The sequence below is a fragment of the Marinimicrobium sp. C6131 genome, assembly GCF_026153455.1.
Taxonomy (GTDB): domain Bacteria; phylum Pseudomonadota; class Gammaproteobacteria; order Pseudomonadales; family Cellvibrionaceae; genus Marinimicrobium.
Genome location: NZ_CP110629.1, coordinates 3,609,224 through 3,625,203, shown reverse-complemented (window position 1 = coordinate 3,625,203; position 15,980 = coordinate 3,609,224). Strand labels below are relative to the sequence as shown.

At 59.5% G+C, this 15,980-nt stretch carries 15 protein-coding genes; 7 read left to right on the top strand and 8 right to left on the bottom strand.

Features of this window, described 5'->3' with window-relative positions; translation table 11 throughout:
* Window positions 1-74: 74 nt before the first annotated feature.
* A complete protein-coding gene (locus OOT55_RS15495) occupies window positions 75-578 on the top strand; it encodes a cupin domain-containing protein (RefSeq protein WP_265366745.1) in 504 nt (167 codons plus the stop codon).
* Here the strand turns inward: OOT55_RS15495 and OOT55_RS15490 are convergent.
* Genes OOT55_RS15490 through xdhA form a run of 8 tightly spaced genes read right to left on the bottom strand, consistent with a single transcriptional unit; the run spans window position 539 to window position 8,995 of the window.
* Window positions 539-871 (bottom strand): DUF1330 domain-containing protein, encoded by a 333-nt coding sequence (locus OOT55_RS15490; protein ID WP_265366744.1) that lies wholly within the window; start codon window positions 869-871, stop codon window positions 539-541. The two genes, OOT55_RS15495 and OOT55_RS15490, sit on opposite strands and share 40 nt — an antisense overlap.
* Entirely contained in the window at window positions 871-2,079 is a 1,209-nt protein-coding gene (locus tag OOT55_RS15485) for a urate hydroxylase PuuD (RefSeq protein WP_265366743.1), read from the bottom strand. Before OOT55_RS15485 ends, OOT55_RS15490 begins: the two co-directional genes overlap by 1 nt.
* Window positions 2,080-2,092: 13 nt before the next feature.
* Complete coding sequence (guaD, locus tag OOT55_RS15480; protein ID WP_265366742.1) at window positions 2,093-3,433, bottom strand: guanine deaminase; 1,341 nt, start codon at window positions 3,431-3,433, stop codon at window positions 2,093-2,095.
* Between the two features lie 11 nt (window positions 3,434-3,444).
* Entirely contained in the window at window positions 3,445-3,786 is a 342-nt protein-coding gene (gene uraH / locus OOT55_RS15475; RefSeq protein WP_265366741.1) for a hydroxyisourate hydrolase, read from the bottom strand.
* Window positions 3,787-3,791: 5 nt separating this feature from the next.
* Entirely contained in the window at window positions 3,792-4,310 is a 519-nt protein-coding gene (gene uraD, locus OOT55_RS15470) for a 2-oxo-4-hydroxy-4-carboxy-5-ureidoimidazoline decarboxylase (protein WP_265366740.1), read from the bottom strand.
* Window positions 4,307-5,182 carry a xanthine dehydrogenase accessory protein XdhC gene (gene xdhC, locus OOT55_RS15465; protein ID WP_265366739.1) on the bottom strand — a complete coding sequence of 292 codons (876 nt, stop codon included), beginning with the start codon at window positions 5,180-5,182 and terminating at the stop codon, window positions 4,307-4,309. The genes uraD and xdhC overlap by 4 nt, the downstream gene beginning before the upstream one ends.
* A complete protein-coding gene (xdhB, locus tag OOT55_RS15460; RefSeq protein ID WP_265366738.1) occupies window positions 5,179-7,539 on the bottom strand; it encodes a xanthine dehydrogenase molybdopterin binding subunit in 2,361 nt (786 codons plus the stop codon). The genes xdhC and xdhB overlap by 4 nt, the downstream gene beginning before the upstream one ends.
* Entirely contained in the window at window positions 7,532-8,995 is a 1,464-nt protein-coding gene (xdhA, locus tag OOT55_RS15455; protein WP_265366737.1) for a xanthine dehydrogenase small subunit, read from the bottom strand. The genes xdhB and xdhA overlap by 8 nt, the downstream gene beginning before the upstream one ends.
* A 190-nt stretch (window positions 8,996-9,185) precedes the next feature.
* On the opposite strand from xdhA, the gene OOT55_RS15450 reads away from it, so the two are divergent.
* The 6 genes from OOT55_RS15450 to OOT55_RS15425 are packed head-to-tail and all read left to right on the top strand — an operon-like array spanning window position 9,186 to window position 15,969.
* The gene (locus OOT55_RS15450) at window positions 9,186-10,730 is read left to right on the top strand and encodes an ABC transporter ATP-binding protein (protein ID WP_265366736.1); all 1,545 of its coding nucleotides are present in this window, start codon (window positions 9,186-9,188) and stop codon (window positions 10,728-10,730) included.
* A complete protein-coding gene (locus OOT55_RS15445; RefSeq protein ID WP_265366735.1) occupies window positions 10,720-11,796 on the top strand; it encodes an ABC transporter permease in 1,077 nt (358 codons plus the stop codon). The genes OOT55_RS15450 and OOT55_RS15445 overlap by 11 nt, the downstream gene beginning before the upstream one ends.
* Window positions 11,797-11,805: 9 nt before the next feature.
* Window positions 11,806-12,732: an ABC transporter permease gene (locus OOT55_RS15440; RefSeq protein WP_265366734.1), complete on the top strand. Its 927-nt coding sequence runs from the start codon at window positions 11,806-11,808 to the stop codon at window positions 12,730-12,732.
* A gap of 35 nt (window positions 12,733-12,767) precedes the next feature.
* Window positions 12,768-13,826, top strand: coding sequence for a BMP family ABC transporter substrate-binding protein (locus OOT55_RS15435; protein ID WP_265366733.1), 1,059 nt, complete (start codon window positions 12,768-12,770; stop codon window positions 13,824-13,826).
* Between the two features lie 44 nt (window positions 13,827-13,870).
* Window positions 13,871-14,593 (top strand): TetR/AcrR family transcriptional regulator, encoded by a 723-nt coding sequence (locus OOT55_RS15430; protein WP_265366732.1) that lies wholly within the window; start codon window positions 13,871-13,873, stop codon window positions 14,591-14,593.
* Window positions 14,590-15,969 (top strand): 8-oxoguanine deaminase, encoded by a 1,380-nt coding sequence (locus OOT55_RS15425; protein ID WP_265366731.1) that lies wholly within the window; start codon window positions 14,590-14,592, stop codon window positions 15,967-15,969. Before OOT55_RS15430 ends, OOT55_RS15425 begins: the two co-directional genes overlap by 4 nt.
* Window positions 15,970-15,980: the final 11 nt, after the last annotated feature.

The window sequence follows — 15,980 nt, the reverse complement described above, 5'->3', positions numbered from 1 at the left end:
GATATCTTATCATTGGGCTATGCGTCTCGGCACTTACCGCCTGCCAAGGCCACACCGCACAAGGAGATCCAACAATGACCACACCGAGCGCTGAAGCGGTCATCCGGGCTTTGGGACTAGAACAACACGTGGAGGGAGGGTTTTATCGTCGCACCTTTCAGGCCGATGATCGCGACCCGATCATGACCCGCTACGGCGAGCGGTTTTTAATGACGTCCATTCACTACCTGCTGACCGACACCTCACCAGTAGGTCATTTCCACCTTAACCGCTCGGACATTGTGCATTACTTTCACCTCGGCGACCCGATCGAGTACTTCCTGATCCACCCGGACGGTAAACTGGAACGCGTTGTAATGGGACCAAATGTGACCAGGGGGCAGCGCCTGCAGTTGACGGTTCAGGGTGGTACTTGGAAGGCATCGCGCCTATTGTCTGGGACCAGTGGCTACGGTTTGATCAGTGAAGCCGTATCGCCGGGGTTTGATTTTGCTGATATGACTCTGGGAAAGCGGACTGGCTTAATCGAACTATTCCCTCAACACAGCGTACTGATCGAAGCACTCACCCGGCATTGAGCTTCCACCGAGCCGTCAACCAGAATCATACGAACGCTGGCGTTGGCCTGCCTTAACTGGTGGATGGGCTGGTACTCTTCGCAGGTGGCCCAGTGCTGGGCACGTTCCCAATCGGGAAACTCCATGACGACTACTCGTTCGGGCTGCCAATTGCCATGTAAAACTTTGGTCCGCGCCCCACGCACCAGATAGCGACCGCCGCACGCTGCCACTGTGGGCGTAATCTTTTTCAGATACTCCCGATAGGGTTCCGGGTTATGCACATCGATATCGACAATAATGTAAGCCACCATTACGGAGCCTCCTTTTCCAGAGAGTTCTGCGCCTTCAACCAAGCGACCAGGGCGATTCGCTCCTTATCGGTCAGTCCGGTCATATTACCCAGAGGCATATAGCTCGACTGGATTGCCGGCAGTGCAAGGCCCCTGTGCGCTGCCAGATCCATCGAGGACTCTATGACCAGCCCGGCTGGTGGCGCCCGAAAGCCGGGCTGCACCGGGTCAACCCCATGGCAGTTGGCACAGTGCCGGGTCACCCAGGCATCCACTTGCGCCGGCGCCGGCAATTCCGATGCTGCGCCGGCCGACGAATCGGAACTGGGCCATGAGGCCAGTACCGCGACCACGACGAGACCCGCCGCACTGGAGAGCAGCACCGCCGGGCGATGGTGGCCCTTATGCTTGAGGTTGAAGTAATGCCGGCCCCAAGCGAGCAGAATACCCACGGCGGACAATACCAACCAGGCCTGTGGGTGGCCGTAAAGGAACGGGTAATGGTTGCTGATCATGCAGAAAATAACCGGCAGCGTGAGGTAGTTGTTGTGCGTGGAACGCAGCTTGGCGAACTTGGCTTTGCCCGGATCCGGCTCCCGTCCTTCGCTCACCGCCACCACAAACGATTTCTGCGCGGGGATAATGCCCCAGAACACATTGCCCGCCATCCAGGTGGCGATCACCGCCCCGACGTGAAGATAGGCAGCCCGCCCGGAAAACAGTTGTTGTGCCAACCAACTGGCAAGAGTGATCAACAGTACCAACGCCACGGCGAACCACCAGCCTTTTTTCATCAGCGGTGTTTTCAGCAGCGCTTCGTAGCACAGTTGCCCCAGAGCGATGAACAGCAGGCTCGCCACGATCGCGGCCCCCGGAGTTCCGATCCAGGCGTCGGACCCCACCAGATAGGTACGGGCCTGAACGTAGTAAAGCAGGATCAATAACAGAGTCCCGCTCAGCCAGGTGCTGTAGGCCTCCCATTTGAACCAGTGCAGCTTCTCGGGCATGGCTTCCGGTCGTAGCCGATATTTTCCGACTTCGTAAATACCCCCTCCGTGTATCGCCCAGAGATCGCCCTTGATGCCTTTTTCTTTTTTCCATGCCGGTGGCTCGCGCAGGTTCAGATCGAGCCAGATGAAATAAAACGAGGCTCCGATCCAGGCGATACCGGCCACCACATGAAACCAACGTACCGCCAGGTTCAGCCAATCAATCAATACTGTGTCCAAATCCGTTCCCCTTTTATACGTAAGCCGTCTGTTGGGCCGTGGCTGACTGTCGTTGAAACTGTGGCCGCCCCATCACATAAGTGCTCGCGATATTGTTCTCGTCCCCCAGCATCATCAATGCAAACAAGGATTCCGCCAGTGTCTTCGTTTTCATCTGCCGGTACGCCTGAAGTGGAGTGGGCGAGCGGTCGATCAGAATAAAGTCGGCGTCTTTGCCCGGAGCGAAGTTGCCAATGCGGTGATCGAGCTTCAGCGTCCGGGCATTGCCCAGGGTGATCCAGTAAAAGGCCTGCAACGGATGCAGACTCTGGCCCTGAAGCTGAAGCACCTTGTAACCTTCCGCCAGCGTTTTCAGCATGGAAAAACTGGTGCCGCCCCCGACATCGGTGGCGATACAGATCCCGACCCCCGCGTCGGTCAACCGCCGGGCATTCAGTAAGCCACTACCGAGAAACAGATTGGACGTCGGGCAGAACGCCACCGAGGAGCCGGTGTCGGCCAGGCGTTTCAGCTCGACATCGCTCAGGTGCAGACCGTGGCCGAAGACACTGCGCTCGCCCAGAAGACCGTAGTGATCGTAGACATCAAGGTAATTCCGGGCGTCGGGAAAGAGTGTTTTGACCCAGGCAATTTCATCCAGGTTTTCCGACAGGTGGGTCTGCAGGTAAAGGTCGTCGTAGGCCCGGTAGAGCTCCCCGGTCAGGCGCAGCTGCTCGGGGGTGCTGGTCGGCGCAAAACGTGGCGTCAGGGCATAATGTAAACGGCCGTTGTGGTGCCAGCGTTCAATCAACGCCCGGCACTGTCGCTCGCTCCCGGTGGCGGTATCGAGCAACGCCTCCGGGGCATTGCGATCCATCATCACCTTGCCCGCCAGCATGCACAGGTCCCGCTGTCGGGCGACCTCGAAGAAGGCATCGGTGGACTGCGGGTAGACGGTGGTGTACACCATGGCGGTGGTGGTGCCGTGGGCGAGCAGCAGGTCGACAAAGCGCTCCGCCTCGAGCCGGGCGTACTCGGCATCGGAAAACGCCTGCTCCGCGGGAAACGTATAGTGGTTCAACCAGTCGATCAACTGCTCGCCGTAAGAGGCGATCACCTCGGTCTGTGGGTAGTGAATGTGGCTGTCGATCAACCCCGGCATGAGCAACCGGTCGGGGCTGTGTCGACACCGGTTCAGATCCAGGCCCTGACGTTGCAGGACCCTGGCATGGTCGACGGTCACGACCCGCCCCCGATCGTCGACCAGCAGTACGCCGTCTTCAAAATATTCCAGGCCGGCTTCGGTGTGCGGATCGGGCTCATCGGTAAAATGTACAATGGCGGCGCGATAGGCCTTGTCAAATACTGCCGTCATAAACCGCTCCGTCAACTGCCACGATAGGTCGAGTAACCAAAGCGGTTCAGAAGCAGCGGCACGTGGTAGTGTTCCTGGTCGGAGCCGACATTAAAGTAGACTTCCACCTGAGGGTAAAAACTGCTCTGCCCCTGAGACGCAAACCACTCGGCAACGGCAAAGCTCAACCGATACACACCGGGGTCGACCGAGAACGGCGCTGACCATTGGCCGACACGACCGTCACTGTTGGTGACGCCCGTCACCAGGGGTTGCTTATCGCCCAAACGGAAGAGATGAACGCTGACACCCGCCGCGGGTCTGCCGGAATCGAGGTTAAGAATGTGTGTGGTTATCGGGGCTCGTGTTGTCATAGTATTCACTGCTTGGTTGGTTGTAGCCACTGCAGAAGCCGCAGGCGGGTGATCTGTCCTTGCTCGCTGGCGCCGTTGCGCAACTCCTCGGCGCGGGAATTGTCGATGCGCTCGCGCAACGTCTGGAGCATCGCTTCCGCGCTTCTGCCCTTGGCACAGACGATAAAGATAAAACCATGCCGCTGCTCATAATCGATGTTCAACTGGTTCAGCTCACGCAGTACCGATTCGTCGGTCTTCAGCACCTGACCCTGTTCGTCTTTGGCCCTTCCGGCAAAGCGCGAACGGAGCTTTTCGATATCTCCAATTCGGGCATGACCGGAAAAGGCTTCCAGAATTTCCGATTCAGTAGCGCTCGCCCAAAACCGCTCGGCATGAGTAAGTACGTCCATCGCATTTTCGAAAGGTCGGGCGGCGACCATATCGTGGGCCCAGCGGCGACAGTGACAGCAGTCGTATAGCTGTTCGAAGGCCTGCTCCATGGGGGAGAGGTTCAGTTCGTCGATCGCATCAGTCGGGGTCATTTCAAAGGTTCCTTGGCCGTGGTGTCGGCGCTCCGGTTCTCGGGGCTGGCGAGCAGGCGTTTGATCTCTCGCCATGAGGTCCCTGGACGCGGGCGCGCCTCGGCGTAATACCGGCTCTGGAGTTGCGCTGCAATGGAAACCGCCACTTCCATGGGACGCTTGCCTTTGACCTCGCGCAGGCCGACGGGGCTGACCAGGCGATCAATCAACGCATTGTCGTGGCCGGCCTGTGCCAATCGTTTGCGAAAGCGCAGGGCTTTGGTGTCGGACCCGATCAACCCGGTAAACGCCCAGCGATAATCCGCCAGTAAATGGTCACAGAGGGCAAAGTCGAGAGCGTGATCATGGGTAAAAATCACCACCCAGGTATCGTCCCGCAAGGCGTCGATACGACTGATCGGGGATTCACAATAGTGGTAGTGGCAATTCTCTGGTGGCGACTCGGTCATCAGCTCCGGGCGGTTGTCGATGATTTCCACCCGGCAGGGCAACTCGCCCAGAATCGTGGTCAGCGCGCGGCTGACATGGCCCGCTCCGAACAGTGCCAGGGTCCAGTCGCTGGTGGGGTAACTTTCCAGCAGCACGGTGACATTGCCACCACAGCACTGTGCGGCTTCGGCGGCCAACGGAAAGGGTTTGAGCCATTGACCGCTTTCATTTGCCGCCAGATATTTCCGGGCCTGCTGCACGATCAGAAATTCCAACTGGCCACCGCCCAGGGTGTCATAGGTGCGCTCGGAATCAATCACCATTTTGCTGCCGCCATCGCGCGGGGTGGAGCCCTGGGTGCTGATGACGGTGGCAATCACGTAGCCACGTCCCTGGCGCGCGCAATACGCAATGGCTTCCTGCCAGTTCATACGCGGATTCATTCGGCCACCTCCTCGACCGGCTTGCCGGTGCGATTGAAAGACTCGCATTCACGCAGCGCCCAGTAGACCCGCTCCGGCGTTGCTGGGGTATCGAGCCGCGGACTGAAGCGGTAACCCGTCAGGCTCGCACAGGCATCGCGCAGCGCCGCCCAGACGGAAATCGCCAGCATCAGTGGTGGCTCGCCCACCGCCTTGGAGTGATAGACGGTCTCCTCGTTGTTGGGCCGATTGTAGAGCGCCACGTTGAACACTTCCGGGGTATCGAAGGCGGTGGGAATTTTATAGTTGGCCGGGCTGTTGGAGATTACCCGCCCGGCCTCATCCCACAACAGCTCCTCGGTGGTGAGCCAGCCCATGCCCTGAATGAAGCCGCCTTCGATCTGACCGATATCAATGGCGGGGTTAATGGACTGACCGACATCGTGGAGAATATCCACCCGGTTGACTTTGTACTCACCGGTATCGGTATCCACGGTGACTTCCGACACCGCCGCGCCGTTGGCGAAATACAGAAATGGCTGCCCTTTGGCGGTGGTCCGGTCGTAGTGGATTTTCGGAGTGCGATAGTAACCTATGGAGAACAGCGGCACGCGATTGAGGTAAGCCGCCTTGATAAAGTCCTCGAACGCCATGGAGTCCTTATCAAGATACACACGATTGTTTTCAAAACGCACAGTGTTCGGAGAAACCCGATAGTGACTTTCGGCAAAGGCGAGCAGATCCGACTTGATCCGGTCGCAGGCATCCCGGGCGGCCATGCCGTTCAGGTCTGTGCCGGATGAGGCCGCCGTGGGAGAGGTGTTGGGCACCTTGTCGGTCCGGGTCGAACTGACCTGCACCCGTCCCACCGACAGGCCGAAGGCGTTGGCCACTATCTGCTGAACTTTGGTGTACAATCCCTGCCCCATTTCAGTTCCGCCGTGGTTGATCAACAGGGTGCCGTCAGTGTAAATCTGCAGGAGAGCACCGGCCTGGTTGAGATGCTTGGCGGTAAAGGAAATACCGAACTTCACCGGCGTCAATGCCAGGCCTTTTTTCAGAAAACCGGGGGCCCGGTTGAACGCGGTGATGGCCTCGCGGCGGGCGCGGTAGTCTGAACTTTCCTCCAGCCGCTCCATCAGGTCCACGAGCATATGTTGTTCGATGGTCTGCCCATAAGGCGTTTCATCGCGTCCCGGCTGATACAGGTTTGCCTTGCGCACATCGAGCGGGTCCTTGCCCAGGGCCCGGGCGATATCCTCGACGATGGTTTCTATGGCCATCATGCCCTGGGGGCCACCGAAACCCCGAAAGGCGGTGTTGGAAACCGTGTGGGTTTTGCAACGCAGCCCGAGAATGGAAGCACTGCTCAGGTAGTAGGCGTTGTCGGCATGAAACATCGCCCGATCGACAATGCCTTCGGACAGGTCGGGGGAGTAACCGCACTTGCCGGCCAACACCATTTTGGCGGACTGGATACGTCCGTCATCGTCAAAACCGACCTGCCAGCGGTTGAGAAAATCGTGGCGCTTGCCGGTCTGCACCATGTCGTCCCGACGCGGCATCCGGTAACGCACCGGCCGACGCAGGCGGTGAGCGAAAAGCGCACACAAGCACGCCAGCGGGCCCGCCTGACTTTCCTTGCCACCGAACCCGCCGCCCATGCGACGGACTTCGGCAACCACATGATGAAAGGGCAACGCCAACACTTCCGCCACCAACTTCTGAATTTCGGAGGGGTGTTGGGTCGAGCTGATGACATGAATGCCGCCATCCTCGGTGAGACTGGCCTGCCCCACCTGTCCTTCGAGGTAAAAGTGCTCCTGGCCGCGCACGTAAATCTCACCTTCGATCCGGTGGGGCGCACGCATCAGTTCGCCGTCGGGGTCACCCATCATCAGATGGTGTTCCGGCAGAACGTAGCTGTCCGCAGCGATCGACTGCTCTACCGTCAGGTGGGCGACAAGGGGCTCGTACTCCACCTCGGCCAGGGCCACCGCCCGCAGCGCGGCTTCCTGACTGGTGGCCGCCACCGCAAAAATGGGCTGGCCCACATATTCCACTTCGTCGCCCGCAAGCAGTGGATCGCCACCGTACACCGGCGCCACGTCAATCTTGCCGGGAATGTCGGCCTGCACCACCACATCGAGAACCCCGGTGGCAGCTCTGACGCGGCTCAGATCCACACGCTTGATGCGCGCATGCGCTTGACTCGACTGGCCGGTAGCAACGTATGCCAGATCGACCGGCACCGGGAGATCATCAATATAACGGGCAGCGCCGGCCACGTGTTTGCGCGCGGATTCATGAGCCACGGCCCGGTCCAAGGCGAGCGCGGCGGGACTGTCTTCCGGGCGGCGATCAGTCAACTTACGCATGAGTGAATACCCCCGGCTCCACGGCCTTCCCGGCACGCGCCGCCGCCAGAGCCCGACAGGCTTTGCGCAACAGACTGCCGGCCATGGCCATACGGTAATCCGCCGAGGCACGCACGTCGGTCATGGGTGTAAATTCGTGGGACAACTGTTCGCAGGCCCGATCAAGCTCCGCCTCATTGAGCTCGCCCTCGCGCTGCCAGATCGATTGGTTGAGCAGCGCCTCGGTCTCCAGTGCGCGTCTGGGTGTAGCGGCCATACCGCCATAGGCAATGACCAGAGAGCCGTCGGCGCGCCAGCGAAACGCTCCCATGACCGCAGAGATATCGTCCTCGTAACGTTTGCTGAGCTTGATCAGCTTGAGCGGTTCGTCAAAGGCGGTCCGCTCAAACACCACTTGCGCCAGGTACTCTCCCGGTGCCAGCGTGGTCTTTTTGTAATCGAGGTAAAAATCGGTCAGCTTTTCCCGTCGCTCATCGCCGCGACCATTGCGGATGATCAGCTCCGCCTCCAGTACCAACAGATAGGGCGGCATATCCGCAATGGGGGAAGCATTTCCGATATTGCCGCCGATGGTGCCGCGATTGCGAATCTGACGCGACCCCAGGCGGCTCAACATCTGCATCAACTCCGAGGAACGGGCTCCGAGGGTTCGCTCCAGCTCCGTGTAGGTGACGGCAGCCCCAACGGCGATGCGCTCGTCGGTCACCGAAACCTGCTTGAGGCTCTCGATGGCATTGATGTCGATCAGCGTTTCAAACGAGCGGTAAAGTTGAGTGGCCTCCAGCATCAGGTCGGTCCCGCCGGCGATCAGGCGCGCGTGGGGTTCGTCGAGCAACCATTGCCGAAGCGCCTCTTCCGAGGTGGGACGATGATAGCCCGAGTCCCCGTCGGACAACGCTTCACTGCTCGCAAACGGTGCACTCTCACCCTCATTTTGCACAATATTGGCCAATCGGGCAGGTTTTTTAAGAGCCTGAGAACCGGCTTCCACAATCGGACGATAACCGGTGCAACGACACAGATTTCCGGAAATTGCATCGAGAATGCGGTGGCGTTGTTCTCGGTCATCGGCCGCCAGCAGTGTGGCCTGTTCCGAGTGCAGCGACGCCAGCGACATCACAAACCCGGGCGTGCAGAAGCCGCACTGGGAGCCGTGACAGTCGACCATGGCCTCCTGCACCGGGTGCAGATCCCCTTCGACCACCAAGCCCTCAACCGTGATCACTTCCCGGCCGGCCACGCTGCCCAGCGGGCAGATACAACTGTTCACAGTGTGACTGACCGGCCCCTGCGGTCCCTGCTCTACCAGCATGACGGTGCAGGCACCACAGTCGCCCGAGGCGCAACCTTCTTTGGTACCGGTCAGCCGCCGCTGTTCGCGCAGAAAGCGAAGCAGTGTCATCTCCGGCGCCTGGGGGCCGGTGTCGACCGAGACCTTGTTGACAACCAAACGCACGATAAGTCCTCCAGTGGACGTTGATTCAGGCGGGTTTTCGCTTTCGCCAAACCCTGTCTCACTGGTACAAAGCAAAAATCTGGCCAGACAGACAATTTTTTTAATCTGTCCTGCGGATCGCCTCAAAATCAGCCAATGGCATACTCCTTGCTTTAGCCTTGAAACCATTTTTGTCTAAACAGTCAGGTTTATGTCTCAAGAGAACGCAACACGATTGGAACTGATCGGTGTCACCAAAGCCTATCCGGGCTGCATCGCCAACGACACGGTGAACCTCAAAGTCGCGGCCGGTGAAATTCACGCACTGTTGGGGGAGAATGGCGCCGGCAAAAGCACCCTCATGAAGATGATCTATGGCGTGGTCAAGCCCGATGCCGGTCAGGTGTTGTGGAACAATAAGGAAGTGTCAATCGAGGGACCCGCCCAGGCCCGGGCGCTCGGAATGGGCATGGTGTTTCAGCACTTTTCTCTGTTCGATACTCTGACCGTCACGGAGAATATCGCGCTATACCTGACCCCGGCGGAATACGGTTCCATAAGCGCGTTGCGCCAGCGCATCGTGGCAGTGGGCGAGGAATATGGCCTGGCGATCAATCCGGACCGGCAAGTGCACACCCTGTCGGTGGGTGAACAGCAGCGCGTGGAGATCATCCGCTGTCTTCTGCAGGATATTCAGTTGCTGATTCTGGACGAGCCCACCGCCGTGCTCACCCCTCCGGAGGTGGCCCAGCTCATTGATGTTCTCAAGCAACTTGCCCGCAAAGGGTGCAGCATTCTGTTCATTTCCCACAAACTGCACGAAGTGAATGCACTATGTGACCGGGCCACCATTCTACGTGGGGGCAAAGTAACCGGTTCTTGCATTCCATCGGAAACCAGCGCCGGTGATATGGCCAAACTGATGCTCGGGGATGAGCTGGTTCTGGACCACGACCTGCCACCGGGCAATGCCGGGGCAGTACGCCTCAAATTACGGGAGGTAGAGGTAAGGCCCACCAGTCAGTTCGCCATTCATCTGCACGATATCAGCCTGGACTTGAAGGCCGGCGAAATTCTCGGTCTGGCCGGCGTCGCGGGTAACGGTCAGGACGAACTGGTGGACCTGATCAACGGCGAACTCAAACCCGACCGGGGCTCGCTTACCCTGGACGATATGCCCCTGGCCGGCTGCAGTATCGTCGGCCGGCGTCGACGCGGGCTGGGCACAGTGCCGGCAGACCGGGTCGGTCGGGGTTCGGTGGCTTCAATGTCACTGACCGAGAACCAACTGTTGACCGGCTATGTAAACCACGGCGTTCGCCACTCACTGGTGAACTGGCCCGCCGTGCGCAAACGCGCCGCCGACATCATCCGGGACTATGGGGTAAAAGCCACCGGGCCCGCGTCAATGGCCGGTAGCCTCTCCGGTGGTAATCTGCAGAAATTCATTATCGGCCGGGAGATCGAACAGCAGCCCAAAGTGTTGATCTGCTTTCATCCGACCTGGGGGGTGGACGTGGGCGCCGCCAACCATATTCACAAAGAGCTGGTGGCGCTGCGTGATCGCGGTACCGCGGTGCTGGTGATCAGCGAGGACCTGGATGAACTCTATCTTCTGGGGGATCGATTGGGCGCCCTTTGCGGGGGCCGGCTGTCGCCGATCCGGCCCAAGACCGAGGTACCGCTGGAGCAGCTGGGCGAGTGGATGACCGGGGCCTTCGGGAACGGACAGGGGGAGGGCGCCCATGCGCATTGAGAAACGACTACAGCCCTCTCAGACGATGGTCTATCTGTCGCCGGTGCTGGCCCTGGTGCTGACGGTGATCGCCGGGGGGTTGTTGTTCGCGGCGCTGGGCCATGCCCCCATCGCCAGCCTGATGATCTTTTTTATCGAGCCGCTGCGCGACACCTACGGTTGGTCCGAGCTGGCGGTCAAGGTCACGCCCCTGCTGCTGTGCGCCACCGGGCTGACACTCTGCTTCAAAGCCAAAATCTGGAACATCGGCGCCGAGGGGCAGTTTGTGTTCGCCGCCCTGATCGGCGGAGCGGTGTCCCTGCAACTGACCGAAGTAGAAGGCTTCTGGGTCCTGCCGGTCATTCTGCTCAGCGGCGTGCTCGCCGGCATGGCCTGGGCCGGCATCGCCGCGCTATTGCTCACGCACTTCAACACCAATGAGATTCTGACCACAATCATGCTCAATTACATCGCGGTCAATCTTCTGCTCTGGGGCGTTCACGGGCCACTGAAAGACCCGGCCGGTTTCAACTTCCCGGAGTCGGCCCTGTTCGCCGAGCACACCCTGTTACCGCTGCTGTCGTTCGACTACCGGGTCACCGTTGCGTTGTTTATCGCACTGTTTATGGTGGTAGTGATCTGGGTCCTGTTGGCCCGTTCGCTGCTCGGTTTTCAGTTGCGGGTGTTGGGGGAAAATCGCAATGCCGCCCGCTTCGCCGGTTTTAACAGTCGCGCCATCATCTGGTTTTTGCTGTTGTTCAGTGGCGCCATGGCAGGCCTGGCCGCCATTTCCGAAACCAACGGGCCAGTAGGACAACTGATTCCGACCCTGTCACTGGGCTATGGCTACGCCGCCATCATTGTGGTGTTCATGGGGCGTATGCACCCGGTGGGCATCGTGCTGGCCAGCATGCTGCTGGGGCTGACCTACCTCGGGGGCGAAATGGCCCAGATCGATCTGGGTCTGCCCAAGTCCATCACCGGCCTGTTCCAGGGCATGCTGTTGTTCTTTCTGCTTGGCTGCGATCTGCTCATCCACTACCGGCTTGTTCTCAACGGACGAGCGACCGGTGTCGCGACCACTTGAGGGCCCGTTATGGATCTCGCATTGCTTGAAAATATTCTGTTTGCCACCGTCCGTACGGGTACGCCGCTGCTGGTGGTCGCCTTGGGAGCCATGATTTCAGAGCGCTCCGGGGTACTCAACCTGGGGCAGGAAGGAATGATTCTGGTGGGGGCGGCCTGTGCGTTTATTGCGGCCTACAGCGCCGACTCGCTGTTGCTGGGAGTCATCATCGGTGCCCTGGCGGGCGCTCTGGTCTCACTGATTTTCGCCTTCGTCGCACTGACGCTGATCTCCAACCAGGTGGCCACCGGTCTGGCGTTGACCATTTTCGGGACCGGACTGAGTGCCTTTCTCGGAGCCGAGTATGTGGGCCAGTCCATTGAGGGAATGACCCGGGTCGAGCTTCCGCTGTTGCACAAAATCCCCCTGATCGGACCCGCCCTGTTCGGCCAGGATCTGATGGTCTATCTGGGTCTGGCTCTGTTCGCCCTGGTGTTCTGGACCATGCGCTCGACCCGGCTGGGATTGATCATCCGCGCCGTGGGCGAAAACCCACAGGTCGCCCACGCTCTGGGTTACAAGGTTCTGGTGGTGCGTTACGCGGCGGTGCTGTTTGGCGGCGCCATGGCGGGGCTGGCCGGCGCCTACCTGTCACTGTCCTACGCACCGATGTGGGCCGAAGGCATTTCCGCCGGGCGCGGCTGGATTGCCCTGGCTCTGGTGGTATTCGCCAGTTGGCGCACCGAGCGCATTCTGCTGGGCGCCTGGCTGTTCGGCTTTGCCAGCATTCTGCACCTGTTGTTGCAGGGCTTCGGCTACGATGTGCCCTCCAATCTGCTGGCGATGCTGCCCTATGCCGTCACCATTGTGGTGCTGGTGTTCATGATGAGCCGCAAGGGCGCGAAAGGGTTGTTCGCCCCCCGCTCCCTGGGGCAGCCGTATCACCCACCACAGTAACCGACTTTCGCTTTGCCCTTAACGAGGATAACCGTATGAAACTCAAACCCCTACTGGCTCTCACCACCGCCCTATTGGGCTGGAGCCTGGCCAGCCAGGCGGCCGAACCGTTCAAGGTCGGTTTTGTCTACGTCAGTCCCATTGGCGATGCGGGCTGGACCTACATGCACGACCGGGCGCGAAAAATTGTGGCCGAAGAGTTCGGAGACAAGATCGAAACTACCTACGTCGAAAGCGTCGCCGAAGGGGCCGATTCCGAGCGGGTGATCCGCAATATGTCCGCCCGTGGCCACGATCTGATTTTCACCACCTCCTTCGGCTACATGAACCCGACCTTGAAAGTCGCTCGGCGCTTTCCCCAGGTGAAATACGAACACGCCACCGGTTACAAGACCGCGCGCAATGTCGGCAACTATCAGGCCCGCGCCTACCAGGCACGCTACCTGGCCGGCATGACTGCCGGTGCCATGAGCGACACCAACCAGATCGGTTACGTGGCCGCCTTCCCCATTCCCGAAGTGATCCGTGGCATCAACGCCTTCACCCTGGGCGCTCAGGCAACCAACCCCGACGCCACAGTAAAGGTAGTGTGGATCAATACCTGGCACGATCCGGCCAAGGAGCGTGAAGCGGCGGACAGCCTGATCCTTCAGGACGTGGACGTGCTGACCATGCATACGGACTCCCCCGCCGTGATTCAGGCGGCCGAGGCGCGCGGCGTCTACTCCGTGGGTTTCAATTCGGACATGAGCAGCTATGGCCCCAAATCCCACCTGACCGCGGCCGTTATGCATTGGGAAAGCATTTATCGCGACAAGATTCAGGCCGTTCTTGACGGTACTTGGGAGCCGACCGCCATCTGGCACGGCCTGAAGGAAGGCGTAGTGGATGTGGCGCCGTTTAACGAGGCGGTGCCCGAGTGGGTTGTTGAAAAGGTCAATAGCGTTAAAATGCAGATCATCAATGGCGAGCATGCTGTCTTTGAAGGCCCGATCTACAATCAGGCCGGTGAGCTGATGGTGAAAGAGGGTGAAGAGCTGAGCGACGAGGATCTGCTTGAGCTGGAATGGTACGTGAAAGGCATCGACGGATAAAGGCAACAGGGAATCAGAGCCCTACAACGGAGAACGTAATAACAATGGTCAATAAAGCACTGGAAAACGCGATGGACTTCGACCCCAACGAAACCCCGACCGGCAAGTACCGGGCGGGGAAAATTCGGGACCGCAACCTGACCAACATTATCAAGGCGGCGGAGGAAGAATTTGTTCAACATGGCTACCGGGGTACCAGCATCCAGGCCATCGCCGACCGGGCCCAGATTCCGAAGGCCAACGTCCATTATTATTTCAAGAGCAAGTCCAACCTGTACATTGCGGTATTGGATAACCTGATCCATCTGTGGAACAATTTTTTCGACGAAATTACCGAAAAGGATGATCCGGCGGTGGTACTTGATGAGTTCATCCGGAAGAAGGTCGAGCTGTCCTACACGCACCCTCGCGCATCCAAACTGTTCGCCATGGAAATCGTTCAGGGCGCACCGCATTTAAAAGACTACATTCGCACCGAAATGCGTCAATGGGTCCGGCGCAAGGCGGCGGTCATCGATACCTGGATCGAGCAGGGGCGCATGGCGAAGGTGGACTCCATGCAGTTGATCTTCCTGATCTGGTCCTCCACTCAGCATTACGCCGACTTCGACACTCAGGTACTCACCATCATGAACCGGGCGGAGTACGAACCGGATATGATCCGCGATATTTCCGATTTTCTGAGCCAGTTGATCTTGCGCGGCTGCGGCCTTGAGCCCCCCGCGCGGCCGGCGGCGCAAACCGCGTTGGATGAAGCCGAGTCGTGAGTGTTCTATGGCTGCGCCACCCGCTGGCATGCTGGACCGGCACAGGGGAGAATGCCGACAACGGGTTGGTGGTGCGAGACAACCACATCGTCGAGCTGGTGGCGAAAGGCCGGGAGCCCGCCACCGCCTACGATCAGGCATTCGATGCCTCGAACCATGTGCTGTTTCCCGGCCTGATCAACTGCCACCATCATTTTTACCAAACCCTGACCCGGGCCTTTCCCCCCGCACTGAACAAAGGTCTGTTCGACTGGCTCCAGACGCTCTACCCGGTGTGGATGAACCTTGACGACGATGCCATTTACGCATCAACCCGACTGGCATTGGCCGAGCTATTGATGTCCGGCTGTACCACCGCTGCTGATCATCATTACGTGTTCAGCACGCTATTGCCCCGCGCCATTGATACTCAGGTATCGGCCGCACACAGCATCGGCATGCGGGTCACGCTGACACGCGGTTCCATGAGCCTTGGCAAATCAGCAGGGGGGCTGCCACCGGACTTCCTGGTGGAAACCGAGGCAAGCATTCTGAGTGAAAGCCGGCGACTGGTTGACCGCTACCACGACCGACGCCCCGAGTCCTTTTGCAGAATTGCTCTGGCGCCTTGCTCGCCGTTTTCAGTGACTCCGGATCTGATGCGTGAGAGTGCCCAACTGGCAGTCGAGAAAGATGTGCTGCTGCACACCCACCTTGGGGAAACCGAAGACGAGAACCAGTTCTGCCTGAATCGCTTCAATCAGCGACCGGTGGACTATCTGGACAGCGTGGGCTGGCTGAACGAGCGCGTCTGGCTCGCCCATGGTATTCATTTCAACGACAGCGAAATTCAACGTCTGGCGGGTAGCGGGGTGGGCGTATGCCACTGCCCCAGCTCTAACATGCTGCTGGGCTCGGGCCAATGCCGGGCGCAGGAGATGCGCCACGCTGGGGTGCGCTTGGGCTTGGGGGTAGACGGCTCGGCCTCCAACGATGGCTCCAACATGATTCAGGAGGCGCGCCTGGCCATGCTGATGCAGAAGCTGACTTACGGCGCAGCGGGATGCAGCCACCTGGATGCGTTAACCATGGCGACCAGCGGCGGCGCGGCCCTGTTGCAGAGACCGGAACTGGGGACGCTGGCAAAAGGACAACAGGCCGACCTGGCACTGTTTCGTCTGGAGGAACCACGGTTCTCCGGGCACGGGGACCCAGTTGCGGCACTGCTGTTGTGCGGGGCTCATCGAGCGGACTTCGTCATGGTGGGAGGCCGCTGGAAAGTGAAGGCTGGCGAGCTGATTGGCAATGATATCGACCGGATTATTGCCGAGCATACGCGGGCAGCTCAACGTCTTCGCGACAAAGCGGCCTTACTGACGTCGACAAAGACCCATTGAAGGGGCCGCAT

Excerpts from the sequence above, each read along its gene's own strand:
- OOT55_RS15495 (WP_265366745.1), top strand. The coding sequence starts at position 75 with ATGACCACACCGAGCGCTGAAGCGGTCATCCGGGCTTTGGGACTAGAA.
- OOT55_RS15490 (WP_265366744.1), bottom strand. The coding sequence starts at position 871 with ATGGTGGCTTACATTATTGTCGATATCGATGTGCATAACCCGGAACCC.
- guaD (WP_265366742.1), bottom strand. The coding sequence starts at position 3,433 with ATGACGGCAGTATTTGACAAGGCCTATCGCGCCGCCATTGTACATTTT.
- uraH (WP_265366741.1), bottom strand. The coding sequence starts at position 3,786 with ATGACAACACGAGCCCCGATAACCACACACATTCTTAACCTCGATTCC.
- uraD (WP_265366740.1), bottom strand. The coding sequence starts at position 4,310 with ATGACCCCGACTGATGCGATCGACGAACTGAACCTCTCCCCCATGGAG.
- xdhC (WP_265366739.1), bottom strand. The coding sequence starts at position 5,182 with ATGAATCCGCGTATGAACTGGCAGGAAGCCATTGCGTATTGCGCGCGC.
- xdhB (WP_265366738.1), bottom strand. The coding sequence starts at position 7,539 with ATGCGTAAGTTGACTGATCGCCGCCCGGAAGACAGTCCCGCCGCGCTC.
- OOT55_RS15450 (WP_265366736.1), top strand. The coding sequence starts at position 9,186 with ATGTCTCAAGAGAACGCAACACGATTGGAACTGATCGGTGTCACCAAA.
- OOT55_RS15445 (WP_265366735.1), top strand. The coding sequence starts at position 10,720 with ATGCGCATTGAGAAACGACTACAGCCCTCTCAGACGATGGTCTATCTG.
- OOT55_RS15440 (WP_265366734.1), top strand. The coding sequence starts at position 11,806 with ATGGATCTCGCATTGCTTGAAAATATTCTGTTTGCCACCGTCCGTACG.
- OOT55_RS15435 (WP_265366733.1), top strand. The coding sequence starts at position 12,768 with ATGAAACTCAAACCCCTACTGGCTCTCACCACCGCCCTATTGGGCTGG.
- OOT55_RS15430 (WP_265366732.1), top strand. The coding sequence starts at position 13,871 with ATGGTCAATAAAGCACTGGAAAACGCGATGGACTTCGACCCCAACGAA.